Origin of the sequence: Aerophototrophica crusticola (genome assembly GCF_012913305.1) — a bacterium.
Classification (GTDB): Bacteria; Pseudomonadota; Alphaproteobacteria; order Azospirillales; family Azospirillaceae; genus Niveispirillum; species Niveispirillum crusticola.
On sequence record NZ_CP051775.1, the window covers coordinates 1,812,834 to 1,831,396 of the forward strand.

Here is an 18,563-nt window from a genome sequence, read left to right on the forward strand (position 1 = left end):
TGCCTCAATCGCCGGCGCCGCATCCGCGGCTTGGCTTCGCACGCATGGGCGAGCGCGGCGGCAGTTGCCGCCGGAGCGGGTTTACGGTCAGCGTAAACACGCTCTAACGGTCCCGCTCAGAACTGGAGTTCCGCGAACGGGTCGGCCTTCAGGTTGGTGCTGAAACCGAAATAGTCCCAGGCCGGCCGCATGTGCTCAGGCAGCGGCGCCGTCACGTCGATGGTGCCGCCCCGCGGGTGGGGCATGATGATGCGCCGTGCATGCAGGTGAAGTTGACGACGGATCTCCGCCCCGCCCTCCAGGAACGCCCCCTGCCCGCATATTTCCCGTCACCCAGGATGGGCGTGCCCAGCGCATCCATGTGGACGCGGAGCTGGTGGGTGCGCCCCGTGCGCGGCCACAGCGCCACGAAGGCTGCCTGCCGGTGGGCATGCTCCAGCACGGTGTAATAGGTGATGGCGTGCTGGCCGTCCTCGTCCACCGCCATGCGCTCCCCGCCGCTGCTCGCCTCCTTGCCCAGGGGCAGGTCGATGCGGCCCTGGTGGGGGGTGGGGACGCCGACGGTCACGGCCCAGTAGATCTTGCGCGCGTCGCGGCTGCGGAAGGCCGCCGCCAGCTTCGATGCCGCCGCGCTGGAGCGGGCCAGCACCAGGCAGCCGCTGGTGTCCTTGTCCAGCCGGTGGACCAGCTTCGGCCGCTCCTTCCCGTCCAGCACCAGCAGGTCCAGCATGGCGTCCAGGTGCTTGTCCTGGTTGGTGCCGCCCTGCACGGCAAGGCCCGCGGGCTTGTCCAACACCAGCACGTCCGCGTCCCGGTACAGGACGCGGGAGCGCAAGCCCTGCGCCTCCTTCTCGCTGAAGACCGGCTTCCTCACCGCGGGCTTGGCACCCTCGGCCGCCGGGGCCGGGTCTGGCAGCGGTGGGACGCGGATCGCCTGGCCGGGGGCGAGGCGGGTATTCGCCTCCGCCCGCTTGCCGTCCACCCGCACCTGGCCGGTGCGCAGCAGCTTCTGGAGCTGGATGTGGGAAAGCTGCGGGTAGTGCCGCTTGAACCAGCGGTCCAGGCGCACCTCCCCCTCGTCCTCGCCCACCAGCCGGGTCTCAACCACCCGGCCCGACTGACCTGCCTCGCTCATCCCGCCACCAGAACCCTTGTTGCCCACATGCCCGCGAACAGCCCGCCCACGGACAGCAGCACGGACAGAACCACATAAATGGTCGCTGACGCCACCTCCCCCCGCTGGGCCAGCAAGGCCACGTCCAGGGAAAAGCTGCTGAAGGTGGTGAAGCCGCCCAGCACCCCGACGGTCAGGAAGGCCCGCAACTCCGCCCCCGGCGACCAGACCAGGGCAGAAAGCTGCACCAGCACGCCCATGACGACCGAGCCGACGATGTTCACCGCCAGCGTGCCGTAGGGGAACGCCGCCCCCAACCCCTGCCCCACCCAGGTGATGGCAAGGTAGCGCAGGACGGAGCCCACGGCCCCGCCCAGGGCGATGGCCAGCAGCATCTTCATGCCCCGACCCCGAAAATCCAGCCTTCCCGCCGTGCCGTGTCGGGGTCCAGCCCCGAAGGCGCCCAGGCACTGGCCTTGCCCGCCAGCACCGACAGGCCGGCGGCAGAGATCATGGCATCGCCGGTATGGTCATCCAAGCGCTCCGGCAAGCTAGGTGCCGCACGGCAGCCATACGGCGCCAGCGCCCGCTCCAGCACCGCCAGGTCGGTGATCTTCAATGTCCGGCCCAGGGCCTGGATACGGAACAGGGTCGGATAGATCTCCAACACCACACTGCGCCCGGCGGGGTTCTCCGCCGGCCAGACGGCGATCTGGTCGCCCAGCAGGCCCTTCAGCCGCCGCAGGGTGCGCATCCCGGCCAGCGAGGCCTTGCCCACCTGCTTGGCCGCCGCGGCCAGATTGAACAGGCTGACCGGGGTGCCCGCCCCCGTGGCCGCGGCGGCCAGCTCCGTCCTGCGGCGCTTGGTGCTGCCGTCGCCCCACATGGCGGGCCGCGGGCCTTTGGCCCAGTAGCTGGGCGCGAGCCGCGGATCGGTCACCGCCAGGCCGGCGAAATCGTCCGGCGCGTCGCCGCTGGCATCCTCCACCAGGTCCCACAGGGCGGGCATGTCGGTGACATGGGGCACCCGGCCATCCAGGTAGCCCACGTCAGGCACCCAGGGCATGCCGAAGCCGCAGTCGATCCCGGCCAGGACACGCTTGCCCTCCCGCACCCGCGCGGCGACCCATTCCGCCGCCTCAGCCCGGCCCCAATACCGCCCCGCGGGGGCGATGGGGTGGACGATCCGGTCCGGGCCGACGACGGCGACGGCCACCGCCTTGGCCGGCTGGGCCCCGGTCCAATCGATGCCGACATACAGGTCGAAAGCGAAAGACACCGACGGCCGTCACAGACAAAGTGGCGAAGAGGTGGCGACCCTAGACCCTGCGGCGCTCCCGCGCCAGCACCAACGCCCGCTGAAGAGGCCTGCCATGAAGCCCGGAACCCGCCTGTCCCTCGCCCTTCTGGTCGCGATGCTGGGCAGCGGGCCCGCCCTGGCCCAATCCCCTTCCCCATCGGCCTCCCCACCCCCACCGCCGCCCGCGGCGGCACAGCAGGAGGAGGATGAGGTCATCGTGACAGGCCGGCGCCCCGTCATGCCGTCGATGATGGAAGAGCTGGAGTACCATAACCAGGAATACCGGCGGCTGAAGCAGATCTACGATCCCGACCCGCCGCCGATCCCCCGCGCCGACAAGCTGGTGCGCATCCCCGAATCCATCAGCCAGACGATCCAGGGACGGCCCACCTTGCCGGACAAGTATTGAGTTGTTCCCTCAAGCGCCGGGCGGGCGCATCCGCGCCCTTGGCTTGCGCGGGCATTTGCCCGCGGGCCGGCGGTTGCCGGCCTCGGCTCGGCTGGCTTGACCTCCGGGCAAGCCAGCCGAGCCGGTCAGAGCACTCCCAGGTCCCGCGCCGTCTGGTCCAGGGACAGCTTGGCCAGCCGCGCGATCTCGTCCGCCTCCCCATGGCTCAAGGTCAAAGGCGGGGAGAAGACCAAGCTGTCGCGGATGCCGCGCAGGATCACGTTGTTGCGGAAGCAGTGGTCGCGGGCCATCAGCCCGACCTTTCCGCCACCCGGGAAGCGCTCCCGCGTCTTCCGGTCCTTGACGATCTCGATGGCGCCGATCAGCCCCTCGCTGCGGATTTCCCCGACGATGGGGTGGCCGTCCAGGGCCTCCTCCAGCTTGGCGCGCAGGTAGGGGCCGATGTCGGTGCGGGTGCGCTCCACCAGATTCTCGGACTCGATCACCGCGATGTTGGCCAGGGCCACGGCGCAGGCCACCGGGTGCCCGCTGTAGGTGAAGCCGTGGTAGAACTCGCCCCCTTCCTCGATCAGCGTCTCCGCCACCCGGTCGCCCACCATGACGGCGGACAGGGGCACGTAGCCCGAGGTGATGCCCTTGGCCAGGGTCATGAAGTCCGCCTCGATCCCGAAGCGCTGGCTGCCGAACCAGTGGCCGAGCCGGCCGAAGCCGCAGATCACCTCATCGGCGATCAGCAGGATGTCGTGCTCCCGGCAGATGCGGTTGATCTCCGGCCAGTAGCTGTCGGGCGGGATGATCACGCCGCCGGCGCCCTGGATGGGCTCCCCGATGAAGGCGGCCACGTTCTCCGCCCCCAGCTCCAGGATCTTCTCCTCCACCATGCGCGCGGCCAGCCGCCCGAAGGCCTCCGGCTCCATCCCGTTGGCAAGGTCGAAGGGGTAAGGCGGCATCACATGGACGAAGCCGGGCAGCGGCAGGTCGCCCTGCCCGTGCATCACGCTCATCCCGCCCAGGGAGGTGCTGGCCATCGTGGTGCCATGGTAACCGTGGGTGCGGCTGATGAAGGTCTTCTTGGACGGCTTGCCCTTCAGGTTCCAGTAATGCCGCACCATGCGCACGATGGTGTCGTTGGCCTCCGACCCGGAGTTGGCGAAGAACACCTTGTTGAAGCCGGCCGGCGTGATCTCCGCCAGCTTGGCGGACAGCAGGGCGGCCGGGCCGGTCGTGGTCTTGAAGAAGGTGTTGTAGAAGCTGAGGTCCAGCATCTGCCGATACCCGGCCTCCGCCAGCTCCTTCCGGCCATAGCCGACGTTCACGCACCACAGCCCGGCCATGGCGTCCAGGATGCGGTTGCCGGAGTCATCCTCGATCCAACACCCCTCCCCCCTGGTGATGAGGCGGGAGCCCCCTTGGGCCGACAGTTCCTTGAAGTCGGTGAAGGGGTGCAGATGGTGGGCGTCGTCGAGCTTCTTCAGGTCGTGGTTGGAGAGGACGGCATTCATGGCGTCGGGACCTTCGCGAAAGGGTTCTGCTGATCTGTCTGGCGGGAGGCGGCGAACGGCCTTAGCCCGGCGGGTTGAACCCGATCCGGGCGCAGAGCAGCAGCAGGGCTTCCTTGCGCGTCATGGTCTCGTACAGCATCGTCAAGTCCAGAAAGGCCGGCCGGACACCCCATGATAGCCCAATAGGGGCCGGGCTGGTCAGCCCAAAATCACGCCGGTGCCGCCCGGCCGTTGGGGAACGCCCCCGACGCTGGCCCTTGCCTTATTCCTTCGGGGACTACACAAAAGGCGTAGCAGGTCCGCTCCAGCCAGGACCGGGGGACCCATGCCCGAATCCATGCCTCTTTCCGCGCGGGTCCGACTGGACCAGTTGCGACTGTATGCGGAGACCCACCGCAATGACGCCTTCCTGGAAAGCGTCATTGTGTTCTTGGTGGCGGGTGTGATGCTGGCCTGGATAGGGTGGGCGGCACCGGCCATGTGGGCCGCCGCCTATCTGCCGGCCCTGCTGGGGGCGCACCGGCTGTTCGCCCGCTTCCTCGGCGCCGTTCCCGGCCCACAGGACTACCGGCGCTGGCTTTGGCGGATCGGCGGCATACGGCTGCTGGTGACCTTGCTGTGGGCCTCGATCCCGTTCTGGGGTTGGCAGCAGGGCAACATCCTCAACAATGGCCTGGTGGTGATCCTGCTTGTGGGTTCGCTGGGTGCGACGGCAGCCCTCAGCACGGCCCATTGGCGGCTCTACCTGGTGGACACGGCCCCGGTGGCCCTGGCCCTGGTTGCGGTCCCGTTGCTGGACAGTGAGCTGGGCCTGACCTACTCCGCCCTGGCCCTGGCCTTCGTCTCCTACCTGGTGCTCCCGGCAGTTGTGACACACCGGAACACCGCCCACCTGATCCGGCTGCGGCATGAGAAGGACCGGCTGATCACGGATCTGGCCGGCGCCCGCGATACCGCACAGCGGGCCAATGCCGCCAAGACCCGTTTCCTGGCCAGCATGAGCCATGAGCTGCGCACCCCCCTCAACGGCATGATGGGGATGGCGCAGCTGCTGCGCAGCCGCCAGCTGGGGGAGGAAGAGGCCGCCATGGTGGACGTGCTCCATAGCGCCGGCGAGGGGCTGGTCACCCTGGTGAACGACCTGTTGGACCTGTCGAACATCGAGGAGGGGCGTATCGCCATCACGCAGGCCCCCTATTCCCCCCGGGTGTTGCTGGACACGGTTGCCGGAATCCTGCGCCCCACCGTCACGGCCAAGGGGCTGTCCTTGCGGGTGGAGGTCGGCGACGGGCTGCCCGACCGGCTTGTGGGGGACGAGGCCCGGCTGCGCCAGGTGGTTCTCAACCTCGCCTACAACGGGGTCAAGTTCACCGACCACGGTGGCGTCACCCTGGCCCTGGAGCATCGGGACGGGTGGTTGCGGGTCACCATCCAGGATACCGGCATCGGCATCGCCGCCGATCGGCTGGCGGAACTGGAGGAGGGCGTGGTGATGCCGGAACCGGGCCGCGGCGGGGCCGGGCTCGGCCTTGCAATCTCCCGCGGCCTCATCCGGGCCATGGGGGGTGGGTTGGAGCTGGCGAAGCGCCCAAGCGGCGGCACGGAGGCGCGGTTCAGCATCCCGGCCCCACCCGCGCCCGCGGTGGACACCGGCTGCATTCCCAGCAACGGAAAGGGGCGCTGCCTGTCGGTGCTGGTGGTGGAGGATGACGCCACCAACCGCTTGGTCCTGGGGAAGATGCTGGAACGCCTGGGCCATGACTGCCTGCCGGTGGAAACGGCGGAGGCCGCGCTCGACCTGCTGGCACGCCAAGCGGTGGACGTGGTGCTGATGGACGTTCGGCTGCCCGGCCTGGACGGGGTGGAAGCCACCCGCCGACTGCGGGCCTCACCCGACCGGCGGCTGGCAGGCCTGCCGGTGGTGGCCATGACGGCCAACCTCTTCCCCGACGACATTGCCGATTATTGGGCGGTGGGCATGGTGGACATCCTGCCCAAGCCGATCCGCCTGTCCGCCCTCACCACCCTGCTGGACCGCATCGGCGGCAGCCCGGAAATGGCGCAGGACGCGGCCGTGTCGGACCAGACGCTCACTGCCTGACTTCAGCCAAGGGTGTTTGACTTGGCTGGCGCATCTTGGATCAGAAAGCTCTACACGTTTGAAGAGGGATCACACAGCCTGCATCTGACAAGCTGGCCGGACTGCAACGTCGGCTTTTCCTGCTACCAAACGGATCGCCGTATTCATCCGGATGCCAAAACGGTCATGGTAGCTGACGAACCGGTCCAGGCTGTAAGCCGCCCTGAAGGCGCGTGGCGGGTTGGACCATTGGGCATCGGAATAGAACCAGATGCCTTCTTGAGACTGGCGGAGCAGGCTGCCCAGCAATACAAGGAAACCAGCCCGGGTCGCAGGCGTGAAGGTAAAGCGGGACCAGCCCGTCTCCTCCACGATGTCATAAGCCCAGCGCCGCCCGTCCGCCCGGGGCGGCAGGTCGAAGCAATGTACGACCGTACCACCCAGTCTCCCCATGTGACCTTCCCAAAGGGGGCTGGGCCCCCGGTCGCTGCGGGGCGGACAGGACAAGGCGGTCCCGAATGGCAGCCCGTCCGGCAGCACCAACTTGGTTACCCCGGCACACAGGATCTCGATAGACAGTGTGGGCATGCGGCAGCCCGCGGCTGGAATCAAAACGGCGCCGCCCCATCCGGGACGGCGCCGCTGCACAATACACCAACTTAGAACCGCGCGCTGGCTGTCAGGCCATAGGTGCGGGGCTGGTTGACCTGGAAGGCCGCGCGGGCGCGGAAGCCGCGTTCGCGGTCCAGGGACAGGTAGGCCCGCTCATCCAACAGGTTGTTGACATAGGCCGCCACCTCCCAGCCCTCCAGCCGCACGCCGGCCCGCAGGTTGACCTGGTTGTAGGATGGCAGCTTCGGGTCGAAGCGGTAGGTGCCCGCCGGCTGGCCGCCGATGGGGATGCGGTTGATCACGCCCACCTGGGTCGGGTCCTGGTCCACCGCCTGGGTAAAGCGCGATCCCACATGCTGCACGGCCAGCACGCCGAAGCCGGTCAGGTCGGCGGACAGCTCCTTCTCATAGTTCAGGGAGCCGGTGAGCTGCACCTTCGGCACGGTGGGCAGGCGGTTGCCGTCGCGGATGCCGCCCACCACGGTGGCCACGCCGCCGCTGACCGACGTCACCGTGTCCGTGAACTCGCTGTCCGTGTAGCTGCCGCCCAGCGCGATCGCCAGTTCGTCCGTGAGCTGGTAGTTCAGCTCCGCCTCGATGCCCATGGCCCGGGCGTCGGCGTTGAACACGATTCGGGAAGAGCAGGTGCCCGCGTCCAGCGTGACCTGCAGGTTCTTGATGTCGCTGTAGAAGCCCGCCACGTTGAACTGGCCGCGGCCGCCGGCGAAGCCGATCTTGGCGCCCAGCTCATAGTTCCAGACCTCCTCGTCGTCGAAATCCTCCCGCCCGCCGAAGGTGACCAGATCCTGCGGGGTGCAGAGCGGCGCGTTCAGCGGGTCGTTGATGCCGCCCAGGCGGAAGCCCTTGGCCACCTGCGCGTTCAACTTCACGTCCTCCACCGGCTCGTAGCTCAGGATGACGCGGGGGCTGACGCCGGAACTGTCGGTCTTGCCCTCCCGGCCGATGGTCTGGTCGGCGAACAGGCCGTCGAAGTTCAGGACCCGCTCCTCCTCGAAGTCGAACCAGCGCAGGCCCGCCGTGGCGGTGATCTGGTCGGTGAGCTGGTAGCTGGCCTCCCCGAACAGGGCGAACTGCTTGAAGTCATAGGGGATGCGGGAGAAGTAGAGCTGGTCCACCCCCGCCAGCGGCCCGGCCGTGGGGATGCCAGTGGCGGCCTGGAAGCCCGGCACGGACAGGGTCTGCGCATAGCGGCGGTCGATCTTGGAGTAGAAGGCGCCGGCTACCCACTGGAAGGGCCCGTCGCCGCTGGACGCCACCCGCGCCTCCTGGGTGAAGACCTCCACGTCCGTGGTGTCGTCCAGGGGGAGGAGATGCCATAGATGCTGCGGGGGAAGCCCGCCGGGTCGAAGCTGCCGGGCTGGCCGGTGATGGAGCCGGTGAGCTGGGTGGCGTCGCGCCGGACCAGGATCTGCCGGTCCGTGTAGCTGGTGATGGAAGTCAGGACCACCGGGCCGAAATCATAGCTGGCGGTCAGGTCCACCAGGTAGAACTCGTCCTCGAACTTCTCCTCCAACTGCCGGTACTGCTGCAGCTCGTCGAACTGGAACAGCCGGTCCGGCGCGGGCGCCAGGTCGTTGGCCAGGATGTTGAAGATGTCCTGCCGGTTGAAGCCGTCCGCCTCCACCTTTTGGTAGACCACGCGCGGCGTCAGGCTCAGCGCCTCCGTCGGCTGGAACAGCAGGGAGACGCGGCCGCCGGTCCGCTCACCGTCATTCACGTCCTTGTCGATGCTGCCGTCCGGCTGCACCGCGTTGATGAAGCCCGGATAGGCGGTGTGGTAGGCGACGGCGCGCAGGGCCGCCTGCTCCGAGATGGCGACGTTCGCCATGCCCCGGGCGCCATAGCCCACCTCCCCCTTCTCCACCATGTTCACGTCCAGCTCGGCCGAGCCGCTGTTGCCAGAGGTGTCGGGCTTGCCGGTGATGTAGCGGATGGTGCCGGAGAGCGAGCCGGAGCCATACAGCGTGCCCTGTGGCCCACGCAGTACCTCCACCCGCTCCAGGTCGTACAGGTCCAGGTCGGGGGTGAAGAGGGAAAGGGAGATGACCGATTCGTCCAGGTAGACGCCCACCTGCTCCTTCACGCCGGGCTGGTCGCGCACGATCTGGCCGGCGGAGATGCCGCGGATGGCCACTTGGCTCTGGCCGGGGCCGAGGTTCTGGATGGTCACGCTGGGGATGTTGCGGGCCACGTCCTCCAGGTTGACTGCCCCACGCTCCTGGATCTGGTTGGCGCTGAGGGCATTGATGGAGAAGGGCACGTCCTCAAGCGCTTCGGCCCGCTTCCGGGCTGTGACGATGACCTCCTCCAGCATCACGGGCTGGCCTTCCTGGGCCAGGGCGGCCGGCGAGGGCGCAAGCGGCACCAGGGCCGTGCCCAGCAGCAGGGTCCCCGCGAAGGCGGGCAGGCGCCGGACATGGTTCCGGCGGGTCGAGACGATTCCCAGCATATGCGATCCCCATTCTTCTTGGCTCCGGCACGCCTACCCCAATCGATAGGTAAACGAACCGTGCGGTGAATGAATGGTAACGGAAGCCGGGCGGCGGCAAAGCCGGGACTGGGGGTAAGGGCGAGGACGCGCAACACTTTGCCAGCGGGGCGTGGCAAGGCTGCAACTTTCCTCTGAATACAACGAATTTCAGATAATTCCCGGATGATGCCTTCGTACAAAAGCAAAGGCGCCGGCCCGCGGGGTGCAGGCCGGCGCCTGGAGCTGTCCTGGATCAGACGTTCAGCAATAGGTTCTCACGCTCCCAGGAGCTGATCACCCGCTGGTAAGCCTCATACTCCGCCTGCTTGACATGGGAGACGGCAGAGACGAACCGGTCGCCCAGCAGCTCCTTCAACGGCCTGCAGGAATTGAACTTGTTCAGGGCATCGGCCTGGTGCCGCGGCAGGGAGAAGGCAAGGCGGTGGGCGCTGCCCTTCACCGGGTCGCTGGGCTCCAGCTCCTGCATGATCCCCAGCATGCCGCAGGCGAGGCTGGCGGCGATGGCCAGGTAGGGGTTGGCATCGGCCCCGGCCACCCGGTTCTCCACCCGCCGCGCCTCTGGCGGGCTTACCGGCACGCGGAAGCCGGTGGTGCGGTTGTCCCGGCCCCAATGCACGTTGATGGGCGCGTCGGAGCCCTGGACCAGCCGGCGGTAGCTGTTCACGTTGGGCGCCAGCAGCGGCATCGCATAGGGCAGGTACTTCTGCAGCCCGGCGATGAAGCTCAGGAACAGGGGGCTGTCGCCGCCGTCGGGGTAGCGAACAGGTTCTGGCCCGTGTGGATGTCCACCAACGACTGGTGCACGTGCATGGCGCTGCCGGGCTCGTTCTGCATCGGCTTCGCCATGAAGGTGGCATAGACATTGTGGCGGATCGCCGCCTCACGCACCGTGCGCTTGAACAGGAAGACCTGGTCGGCCAGTTCCAGCGCGTCGCCATGGTTGAAGTTGATCTCGATCTGGGCGGCGCCCGCCTCGTGGGACATGGTGTCCACGTCGATCTCCTGCTTCTCGCAGAAGTCGTAGACGTCCTCGAAGATCGGGTCGAACTCGTTGACCGCGTCGATGCCATAGGCCTGCCGCCCGCTCTCCTGCCGGCCGGACCGGCCGACGGGCGGGACCAGGGGGTAGTCCGGGTCCTTGTTGACGGCGACCAGGAAGAATTCCAGCTCCGGCGCCACGATGGGCCGCCAGCCCCGCTCCTCATACAGCGCCAGGACGCGCTTCAGCAGATAGCGGGGGGAAATGTCCACCGGCGACTGGTCGGCATAGAAGCAGTCGCAGATCACCTGGGCCGTGGGCTCGTTGTACCAGGGCACCATGCGGACGGTCCCGGGGTCCGGGATCATGTAGACGTCCCAGTTCTCGGGGCTGGTGACGTCCTCATCCTCCGGGTACTCACCCGTCACGGTCTGGATGAAGATGCTTTCCGGCAGGCGCAGGCCGCGGTCGCGGAGGATGCGCAGGAACTTCTCGGCCGGGACGATCTTGCCCCGCGCGATGCCCGCCATGTCAGGGACCAAACACTCGACCTCGGTGATGGTCCGGCTTCGGATGAAGTCTTCCAGGCTTTGCATGAACTCGCCGCGTTCGGCGGCCCGACAGGGTCCCCTGGGCTGGCGCCCGCGGCCCTCCACGTTGTTTCAGGTGGGTTGGAGTATAGGCAGAGGCCCCCCGGACCCGGCAAGGGGGGTTCCGCCACCTCCGACGAATAAGTGCGTGAGACCGACGGTTCTCAGACCAGACATTGCGCATCGACCGCCCCGGGGCGGCGCCCGGCGATTGAGGGGACAGGCAATGCTATGCCCAGGGGTTGACTTGTGTCCCGCCCCCGCCAACCATGCCGCCCTGTCTAGACAACGGGGGCGCCAAGCCCCGGGGATGCGCCATGACCGAGTACGCCACCGCGTCGGAGATCCAGGAGTTCCGCAGCCGCCACCCGGACGTGGTGGCCGTGGACGTGCTGCTGCCGGATTTGTGCGGGGTGTACCGGGGGAAACGGGTGCCCATCGATGAGCTGGGCAAGGTCTATACCGACGGCGTCGCCCTGCCCGGCTGCACCTTCGCCGTGGACATCACGGGCGAGACGATCGAGGAAACCGGCATGTCCATCGAGCGGGGCGTGCCGGACCAGACCTGCCGCCCCGTGCCCGGCACCCTGGCCCCCGTGCCCTGGGCGGCCAAGCCGCTGGGCCAAGTGCTGATGAGCATGCGCTCGCCCGACGGTGGCCCCTACCCCCTCGCCCCCCGGTCGCTGGTGGAGAGCCTGCTGGCCCGGCTGGCGGCCAAGGGGCTGACGCCCATGGTGGCCATCGAGCTGGAGTTCTACCTGCTCCAGGGCGGCCGCGCCCCGGCGGAGGCGCCGCAGCCCCCCGTCAGCCCCAAGAGCGGCCTGCGCCAGGACCGCACCCAGGTCTATGGCCTGGCGGAGCTGGAGGATTTCGAGGCGGTGCTGGACGAGGTCACCGCCGCGGCCCGTGCCCAAGGCATCCCCGCCGGCACCGCCATCGCGGAGTACGGGCCTGGGCAGTATGAGATCACCCTGTCCCACCTGCCGGACGCCCTGCGCGCCGCGGACGACGCGGTGCTGTTCAAGCGGGTGGTGAAGGGCGTGGCCCAGCGCCATGGGTTCGAGGCCACCTTCATGGCCAAGCCCTATACCGACCAGGCCAGCAGCGGCATGCACATCCACATGAGCGTGCTGGACAAGGACGGCCGCAACATCTTCGCCGCGGAGGACCCGGAGGGCAGCGAGGCCCTGCGCTGGTGCATCGGCGGCCTGGCGCAGACCATGCCCGCCTGCATGGCGCTGGCCGCGCCGGGCGCCAATAGCTGGCGGCGGTTCCAGGTGGGCAGCTATGCCCCCACGGTGATCGCCTGGGGCGTCAACAACCGCACGGCCCCCTTGCGCATCCCCGCCGGCCCGCCCAACAGCCGGCGGGTGGAGTACCGCATCGCCGGGGCGGACGCGAACCCCTACCTGGTGCTGGCGGGCATGCTGGCCGGGCTGCTGCACGGGCTGGAGACCAAGGCCGACCCCGGCCCGGCCACCGAAGGTAACGCCTACGCCGCCGACGCGCCGCGCCTGCCCACTACCTGGGACAAGGCATTGGAACTGTTCGCGGCCTCGCCGGTGTTGCGGGAGCACCTGGGCGACGCCTTCGTGGACACCTACCGCATCACCAAGCAGGCGGAGCGGGACAAGTTCGCCGCCGTGGTGACGCCGCTCGAGTACGAATGGTACCTCCGCAACGCCTGAGCCCCAGCATGCCCAAGCCCCATGTCGCCTCCTGGTACGCCGACACGGCGAACCCCAGCCGTGAGCGGCCGGCCCTGGACGGGGACCTGTCGGCGGACGTCTGCGTCGTCGGCGCCGGCTACACCGGGCTGGTCACCGCCATCGAGCTGGCCCAGCGCGGCCATTCCGTCGTGGTGCTGGAGGCGGAGCGGGTGGGCTGGGGTGCCTCGGGGCGCAACGGCGGCCAGATCGTCACCGGCTTCAACAAGCCCGTCAGCACCATCGCCGGCTGGATGGGCGACAAGGACGCCCGCCTGTTGTGGGACCTGTCGGAGGAGGCGAAAACAATCCTCTCCGGCCTGGTCGAGACCCACAAGATCGACTGCGACCTGCGCTGGGGCTATTTGCTGGCAGCATTGAAGCCCCGCCACATGGCGGAGCTGCGGGACTACCAGGCGGAGCTGGAGGGGCTGGGCTACGACAAGACCCGCATGGTGGACCGGGAGGAGGTGCGGTCCATGGTGGACACGCCGGCCTATCTGGGCGGCCTGTACGACGCGGGCAGCGGCCAGCTCCACCCCCTGAACTACGCCCTGGGCCTGGCGGACGCGGCGGAAAAGCTGGGCGTGCGAATCTTCGAGGGCACGCGGGTCACCGGCATCGACACCGGCCCCTCCCCATCCGCCACCACGGCCACGGGCACGGTGCGGGCGAGGTTCCTGGTGCTGGCGGGCAACGCCTACCTCGGCAAGCTGGTGCCGTCGATCCAGAGCCGGATCATGCCGGTCGCCACCTACATGATCGGGACGGAGGTGCTGGGGGAGAACCGGGCCAAGTCCCTGCTGCCGGCGGACATCGCCATCGCCGACATCAACTTCGTCCTGAACTATTACCGCCGGTCCAAGGACCACCGGTTCCTGTTCGGCGGCGGGGTCAGCTATTCCGGCCTGGACCGGCCGGACCTGAAGCGGGTGTTGCGGGGCACCATGCTGAAATACTTCCCGCAGTTGAAGGACGTGGCCATCGACTATGTCTGGGGCGGCCACGTGGCCATCACCCTGAACCGCACCCCCCATCTGGGCCGCCTGTCCCCCACCACCTATTTCGCCCATGGCTACAGCGGCCACGGCGTGGCCTTGACCGCCGTCTGTGGCCGGCTGCTGGCGGAGGTGATCACCGGCCAGGCTGACCGCTTCGACGTCTTCGCCAAACTCCCCCACGCGCCGTTCCCGGGGCCGGGGCCGTTGAAGACGCCGGCGCTGGTGCTGGGGATGCTGTGGTACCGGTTGCGGGATTTACTGTAGTCGCGTGGTGCCTTTCGCGGCCGTTTCGTACCCCTCACCCGGCGCGCGAGCGCGCCGACCTCTCCCGCAAGGGGAGAGGTCAATTACGCTGCCGAACCGTTTGGTGCAACGCCGACTGCGAAGCGGATGACGGTTTGCGGATGGCCCTATCGGCCGGGAGCAGCACCAAGTAGACCTCTCCCCCGCGGGAGAGGTCGGCCGGCTTGCCGGCCGGGTGAGGGGGCAGCCCCCTCCCCTCTCAATGCCGGAAGTGCCGCATCCCGGTGAACACCATCGCCAAGCCCCGCTCGTCCGCCGCGGCGATCACCTCCGCGTCGCGGACGGAGCCGCCCGGCTGGATCACGGCGGTCACCCCCGCCTCCGCCGCGGCGATCAGCCCGTCGGCGAAGGGGAAGAAGGCATCCGATGCGACCACGCTGCCCCGGGTCCCGGCCTCCGCCTGGCCCGCCGCCTTGGCCACGTCGGCGGACTTCCAAGCGGCGATGCGGGAGCTGTCCACCCGGCTCATCTGCCCGGCGCCGATGCCCACGGTGGCGCCGGCCTTTGCATAGACGATGGCGTTGGACTTGACGTGCTTGGCGACGCGGAAGGCGAACAGCAGGTCGGCCAGCTCCGCCTCCGTGGGCGCGCGCTTGGTCACCACCTTCAGCCCGTCCAGGCTGGCGCGGCCATTGTCCCGGGTCTGCACCAAATAGCCGCCGGCCACAGACTTGACGAACAGGCCGGGCGCCGCCGGGTCGGGCAGGCGGCCCGTCAGCAGCACGCGCAGGTTCTTCTTGGAGGACAGGACTTTTCGGGCGCCCTCATCCGCATCGGGGGCGATCACCACCTCGGCGAACAGCTTGGCGATCTCCTCCGCCGTGGCGGCGTCCAGGGTGCGGTTGCAGGCGATGATGCCGCCGAAGGCGCTGACGGGGTCGCAGGCAAGCGCCCGGCCATAGGCCTCCAGCAGCGTCTCCCCCTCCGCCACGCCGCAGGGGTTGGCGTGCTTGATGATGGCGATGGCGGGGCGGTCGAACTCCGCCACCAGCTCGAACGCCGCGTCCGTGTCGTTCAAATTGTTATAGGACAGCTCCTTGCCCTGGAGCTGGGTGGCGGTGGCGATGCCGGGCCGGTCCTCCCCCGTGGTGTAGAAGGCCGCCGTCTGGTGCGGGTTCTCGCCATAGCGCAGGGTCTGGCGCAGATCGCCGCTGAAGGTGATGCGGCGGGGATAGTCCTCCCCCAACTGGCCGCCGAACCAGGCAGCGATGGCCATGTCATAGGCGCCGGTGCGGGCATAGGCCTTGGCGGCGAGCTGGCGGCGGAAGGCCAGGGTGGTCTGGCCGTCGTTGGCTTCAAGCTGGGCCAACAACTCGGCATAGTCGGACGGGTCGGTGACCACGGCCACGAAGTCATGGTTCTTGGCGGCACCGCGGATCAGGCTGGGGCCGCCGATGTCGATGTTCTCGATGCAGGTGGCGAAGTCGGCACCCTTCCGCACCGTCGCCTCGAACGGGTAGAGGTTCACCACCACCAGGTCGATGCCGGGGATGTCATGCTGCTCCATGGCGCCGGTGTGGGTGGGCAGGTCGCGGCGGGCCAGGATGCCGCCATGGATCTTGGGGTGCAGGGTCTTCACCCGGCCGTCCATCATCTCCGGGAATCCGGTGTGGTCGCCCACCTCCGTCACCGGGATGCCAGCGTCCGCCAGGGTCTTGGCGCTGCCGCCGGTGGACAGGATCTGCACGCCCCGGGCCGCCAGGGCCTTGCCCAAATCCAGCAGCCCCGCCTTGTCGGAGACGGAGATGATGGCGCGGCGGAGGGGGACGAGGTCCACGTTGGCGGCGGGGATGCTGGCGACGGTCATGGCGGCAGGTCCGGCTGGGAGGGGAAAGCTGGCGGCTGCGTACCGCCGCATGCCCAACCGCGCAACCCGCGTTTTGGCATGGGTGGGCGGGGTCTGGGGAGTGCCTTGCGACTTCGCGGGTTTCCCCCTCACCCCAACCCTCTCCCCGATGGGGAGAGGGGGTAAAGGCGCCCTACTCCCCGTCGTTCCCTTCCCGCCGCAGCGCCCACTTCACCGTGGTGGCGCCCGGCGCGGTCACGCCCCGGCAGACCACCTGCACCGTGTGCGCCGGGTCGGTGCCGTGGCCCAAATAGATGCTGTCGGCGATCTCCAGCGCCTCCGTCGCGCGCAGGCGCCAGACATTGCCGGAGGGCAGGCGCAGCCAGGCGATGCGGGCGTCCTCCTCGTCCAGCACGGCCTGGACGCCGGGGTGCAGGTGGAAGCGCAGGGCGAAGGCCTTGCCGCCGGCGCCTTCCAGCGTGTCCTCCCCGCGCAAATCCTCGCCCGTGTCGGCGAGGTAGAGGCGGCGGCGGTGGGTCAGGCTGTGGGTCTCGCGGTAGCCATCATGGCTGGCGTCCACCAGCCCGCCGCCATTGTTGGCGTCCTGGCGGTGAGATTCGACCTTGGCCGGGCGGCGGCCCAGGCCCCCCTCCGGCAGCACGGCGCTGGAGTTGGTGTCCTCAACGGTCACGGTGGAGTGGGCGGCGGTGGCGGCCAGCGCGGTGCGCCAGGGCCCCACACCGGCCGGGTGGGCGCCGCAGTTCACGATGAGGCGTTCCCGCCCCACGCTCATCTCGAAGCTCAGCGTGCCGGCATGGGCGTGCTCGTCGAGGCCGGGCGGCGGGGGCGGGCCGGCGTCCAGCAGCACGCAGGCGCGGCCCGCGGTCAGCCGCTCGAACCCCACATGGGGGATGCTCTTCAGGGGGCGTCCGCGGGCGTCGGCCTGGCCGAGGACGGTGTCGATCACCACCGGCTCCCCCTCCTGCGCGCCGTTGAACAGGGCCAGGCCCCCGTCCCCGTGGCGGAAGAAGCGCAGGGTCGGCGTCATCCGGTCGATGGCGTGCTGCAAGGCCTCCGGCACCTCCACCCGCGCCGCGCGGAAGCAGCCGCGGATGTCGATCAGGTGGCGCAGGACGATGAGCTGCTGCGCCGGGGAATGCTCCGCATGGCCGCCGTCGGGCAGCACCTGGCGGGGCAGCTCCCGAACCAGGGCCGTGCGCGCCTTCTCCGCCGCCCGGGACAGGCCGGGCAGGGTCAGGCCGCCATAGGCGAGGCCCTTCAGCGCCACGGTCAGGGTGGTGCCCAACAGCTTGCCGGGCGTGACGCGCGAGAGATGGCGCACCTGCCGGGCCAGGCTCTCGAACACGCGGGCGCGAAGCTCGTCATCGGCGCTGGCCAGGAAGAAGTCGTGCTGGCCGATCCAGGCGGCCACCCGGGTGCCCAGCACGTCGGGCGCCCAGGCCACGGGGTGCCAGCCCCGGCCGAACTGGTCCAGCCAAGCACTGACCAGCACGCGGGCCTGCCGCCGCGCCGCGTCGCCGCCGGTGGCGCGCAAATGGCGCAGCCAGTCGAAGCCATGCAGCTCCGCCAGCCAGGCAGGCCCGGCCTCCGCCGCCAGCCAGGGGGGCGACTCGGCGCTGAAGCTCTGCCCGGCGAAGTGGAAGACGTTGTTCAGCAGCTCCTGACCCACATGGGCGTCACCGGGCCAGGGGTCCGGCGGCACGAAGGACAGGCCGGGCGGCACGGGCCCGCGCAGGGAGAGCAGCCGGTAGGGGGCGCTGCCATAGTACCAGCCGCGGCCGGACCGGAACCGCTTGTGCGCGCTGCCGCCGCCAGGCATGGGCGGTCAGTCCCCCAGCCCGCGGAGCTTGCGCATGTTCGGCCCATAGGCGGCAGGCCCGCCCTGGAAGGTGGAGGTGCCGGCCACCAGCACGTCGGCCCCCGCCTCGATGCACAGCCGCGCCGTCTCCACGTTCACGCCGCCGTCCACCTCCAGGTCGATCTGGCGTCCCGTCGCGTCGATGCGGCGGCGCAGCTCGGCGATCTTGTCCAGCTGGCTGCGGATGAAGCTCTGCCCGCCGAAGCCGGGGTTGACCGACATGACCAGCACCAGATCCACGTCGCCCAGCAGGTAGTCCACCATGGCGATGGGAGTGTGCGGGTTCAGCACGATGCCCGGCTTCTTGCCCAGGGAGCGGATCAGCTGCACCGTGCGGTGCGGGTGGGGCCCCGCCTCCGGGTGGAAGCTGATGATGTCCGCCCCGGCCTCCGCGAAGGCCTGCACGAACGGGTCCACCGGCGCGATCATCAAATGGACGTCGAACGGCTTCTGCGAGTGGGGGCGCAGGGCCTTCACCACGCCGGGGCCGATGGTGATGTTCGGCACGAAGTGGCCGTCCATCACGTCGACATGGATGTAATCCGCCCCGGCCGCATCAACGGCGCGGACCTCCTCGCCCAGCTTGGCGAAGTCGGCGGACAGGATGGACGGGGCGATCTTGACGGGCTGCTGTGGCATGGCCCGGTTCGTACCAATCTCTTCGCCACGCCGCAAGGTGGGAGGGGTGGTGTGACCACCCTTGGCCCACCGGTTTCCCGCACTTTCGAATTCGAAAGTCGCGCCAACCGCGCCCCGGGGCCATCGCCCCCGCGACCTTGGGGGCATGGCG

At 69.2% G+C, this 18,563-nt stretch carries 13 protein-coding genes and 2 pseudogenes; 4 read left to right on the forward strand and 11 right to left on the reverse strand.

The annotated features are described in order from the left end of the window. Positions 1-116: 116 nt before the first annotated feature. The 3 genes and pseudogenes from HHL28_RS08865 to HHL28_RS08875 form a co-directional block, all read right to left on the reverse strand. A pseudogene (locus tag HHL28_RS08865) lies at positions 117-1,135 on the reverse strand (RluA family pseudouridine synthase). Further along, on the reverse strand, positions 1,132-1,515 hold the full coding sequence (gene crcB, locus HHL28_RS08870) for a fluoride efflux transporter CrcB (RefSeq protein ID WP_075768763.1): 384 nt from the start codon (positions 1,513-1,515) through the stop codon (positions 1,132-1,134). Before crcB ends, HHL28_RS08865 begins: the two are co-directional and overlap by 4 nt. Next, positions 1,512-2,393 carry a hypothetical protein gene (locus HHL28_RS08875; RefSeq protein WP_075768762.1) on the reverse strand — a complete coding sequence of 294 codons (882 nt, stop codon included), beginning with the start codon at positions 2,391-2,393 and terminating at the stop codon, positions 1,512-1,514. The genes crcB and HHL28_RS08875 overlap by 4 nt, the downstream gene beginning before the upstream one ends. 94 nt (positions 2,394-2,487) lie before the next feature. On the opposite strand from HHL28_RS08875, the gene HHL28_RS08880 reads away from it, so the two are divergent. Further along, positions 2,488-2,823 (forward strand): hypothetical protein, encoded by a 336-nt coding sequence (locus tag HHL28_RS08880; protein ID WP_075768761.1) that lies wholly within the window; start codon positions 2,488-2,490, stop codon positions 2,821-2,823. A gap of 125 nt (positions 2,824-2,948) precedes the next feature. Here HHL28_RS08880 and HHL28_RS08885 read toward each other — a convergent pair whose 3' ends face one another. Further along, complete coding sequence (locus HHL28_RS08885) at positions 2,949-4,325, reverse strand: aspartate aminotransferase family protein (RefSeq protein ID WP_075768760.1); 1,377 nt, start codon at positions 4,323-4,325, stop codon at positions 2,949-2,951. 325 nt (positions 4,326-4,650) lie between these two features. On the opposite strand from HHL28_RS08885, the gene HHL28_RS08890 reads away from it, so the two are divergent. Further along, on the forward strand, positions 4,651-6,426 hold the full coding sequence (locus HHL28_RS08890; RefSeq protein WP_075768759.1) for a response regulator: 1,776 nt from the start codon (positions 4,651-4,653) through the stop codon (positions 6,424-6,426). Between the two features lie 69 nt (positions 6,427-6,495). Here HHL28_RS08890 and HHL28_RS08895 read toward each other — a convergent pair whose 3' ends face one another. The 4 genes and pseudogenes from HHL28_RS08895 to HHL28_RS08905 form a co-directional block, all read right to left on the reverse strand. Further along, complete coding sequence (locus HHL28_RS08895) at positions 6,496-6,858, reverse strand: hypothetical protein (RefSeq protein ID WP_169655003.1); 363 nt, start codon at positions 6,856-6,858, stop codon at positions 6,496-6,498. Positions 6,859-7,064: 206 nt separating this feature from the next. After that, positions 7,065-8,321 carry a TonB-dependent receptor gene (locus HHL28_RS18500; RefSeq protein ID WP_404326849.1) on the reverse strand — a complete coding sequence of 419 codons (1,257 nt, stop codon included), beginning with the start codon at positions 8,319-8,321 and terminating at the stop codon, positions 7,065-7,067. Further along, positions 8,258-9,487 carry a TonB-dependent receptor gene (locus tag HHL28_RS18505; RefSeq protein WP_404326851.1) on the reverse strand — a complete coding sequence of 410 codons (1,230 nt, stop codon included), beginning with the start codon at positions 9,485-9,487 and terminating at the stop codon, positions 8,258-8,260. The genes HHL28_RS18500 and HHL28_RS18505 overlap by 64 nt, the downstream gene beginning before the upstream one ends. Positions 9,488-9,761: 274 nt before the next feature. After that, positions 9,762-11,104, reverse strand: a pseudogene (locus HHL28_RS08905) (glutamine synthetase family protein). A gap of 311 nt (positions 11,105-11,415) precedes the next feature. Between HHL28_RS08905 and HHL28_RS08910 the strand changes: the two are divergent. Together HHL28_RS08910 and HHL28_RS08915 are read left to right on the forward strand one after the other, a co-directional pair. Beyond that, complete coding sequence (locus HHL28_RS08910) at positions 11,416-12,786, forward strand: glutamine synthetase family protein (protein WP_075768757.1); 1,371 nt, start codon at positions 11,416-11,418, stop codon at positions 12,784-12,786. Positions 12,787-12,794: 8 nt separating this feature from the next. Beyond that, positions 12,795-14,069 carry an NAD(P)/FAD-dependent oxidoreductase gene (locus HHL28_RS08915; protein ID WP_075768756.1) on the forward strand — a complete coding sequence of 425 codons (1,275 nt, stop codon included), beginning with the start codon at positions 12,795-12,797 and terminating at the stop codon, positions 14,067-14,069. 238 nt (positions 14,070-14,307) lie between these two features. Here HHL28_RS08915 and purH read toward each other — a convergent pair whose 3' ends face one another. The 3 genes from purH to rpe all read right to left on the reverse strand — a co-directional run bounded on the left by purH (position 14,308) and on the right by rpe (position 18,412). Continuing rightward, positions 14,308-15,915: a bifunctional phosphoribosylaminoimidazolecarboxamide formyltransferase/IMP cyclohydrolase gene (purH, locus tag HHL28_RS08920; RefSeq protein WP_075768755.1), complete on the reverse strand. Its 1,608-nt coding sequence runs from the start codon at positions 15,913-15,915 to the stop codon at positions 14,308-14,310. Between the two features lie 172 nt (positions 15,916-16,087). After that, complete coding sequence (locus tag HHL28_RS08925) at positions 16,088-17,734, reverse strand: heparinase II/III family protein (RefSeq protein WP_075768754.1); 1,647 nt, start codon at positions 17,732-17,734, stop codon at positions 16,088-16,090. 6 nt (positions 17,735-17,740) lie between these two features. Then, on the reverse strand, positions 17,741-18,412 hold the full coding sequence (gene rpe, locus HHL28_RS08930) for a ribulose-phosphate 3-epimerase (protein ID WP_075768753.1): 672 nt from the start codon (positions 18,410-18,412) through the stop codon (positions 17,741-17,743). Positions 18,413-18,563: the final 151 nt, after the last annotated feature.

Excerpts from the sequence above, each read along its gene's own strand:
- crcB (WP_075768763.1), bottom strand. The coding sequence starts at position 1,515 with ATGAAGATGCTGCTGGCCATCGCCCTGGGCGGGGCCGTGGGCTCCGTC.
- HHL28_RS08880 (WP_075768761.1), top strand. The coding sequence starts at position 2,488 with ATGAAGCCCGGAACCCGCCTGTCCCTCGCCCTTCTGGTCGCGATGCTG.
- HHL28_RS08885 (WP_075768760.1), bottom strand. The coding sequence starts at position 4,325 with ATGAATGCCGTCCTCTCCAACCACGACCTGAAGAAGCTCGACGACGCC.
- HHL28_RS08890 (WP_075768759.1), top strand. The coding sequence starts at position 4,651 with ATGCCCGAATCCATGCCTCTTTCCGCGCGGGTCCGACTGGACCAGTTG.
- HHL28_RS08895 (WP_169655003.1), bottom strand. The coding sequence starts at position 6,858 with ATGGGGAGACTGGGTGGTACGGTCGTACATTGCTTCGACCTGCCGCCC.
- HHL28_RS18505 (WP_404326851.1), bottom strand. The coding sequence starts at position 9,487 with ATGCTGGGAATCGTCTCGACCCGCCGGAACCATGTCCGGCGCCTGCCC.
- HHL28_RS08910 (WP_075768757.1), top strand. The coding sequence starts at position 11,416 with ATGACCGAGTACGCCACCGCGTCGGAGATCCAGGAGTTCCGCAGCCGC.
- HHL28_RS08915 (WP_075768756.1), top strand. The coding sequence starts at position 12,795 with ATGCCCAAGCCCCATGTCGCCTCCTGGTACGCCGACACGGCGAACCCC.
- purH (WP_075768755.1), bottom strand. The coding sequence starts at position 15,915 with ATGACCGTCGCCAGCATCCCCGCCGCCAACGTGGACCTCGTCCCCCTC.
- HHL28_RS08925 (WP_075768754.1), bottom strand. The coding sequence starts at position 17,734 with ATGCCTGGCGGCGGCAGCGCGCACAAGCGGTTCCGGTCCGGCCGCGGC.
- rpe (WP_075768753.1), bottom strand. The coding sequence starts at position 18,412 with ATGCCACAGCAGCCCGTCAAGATCGCCCCGTCCATCCTGTCCGCCGAC.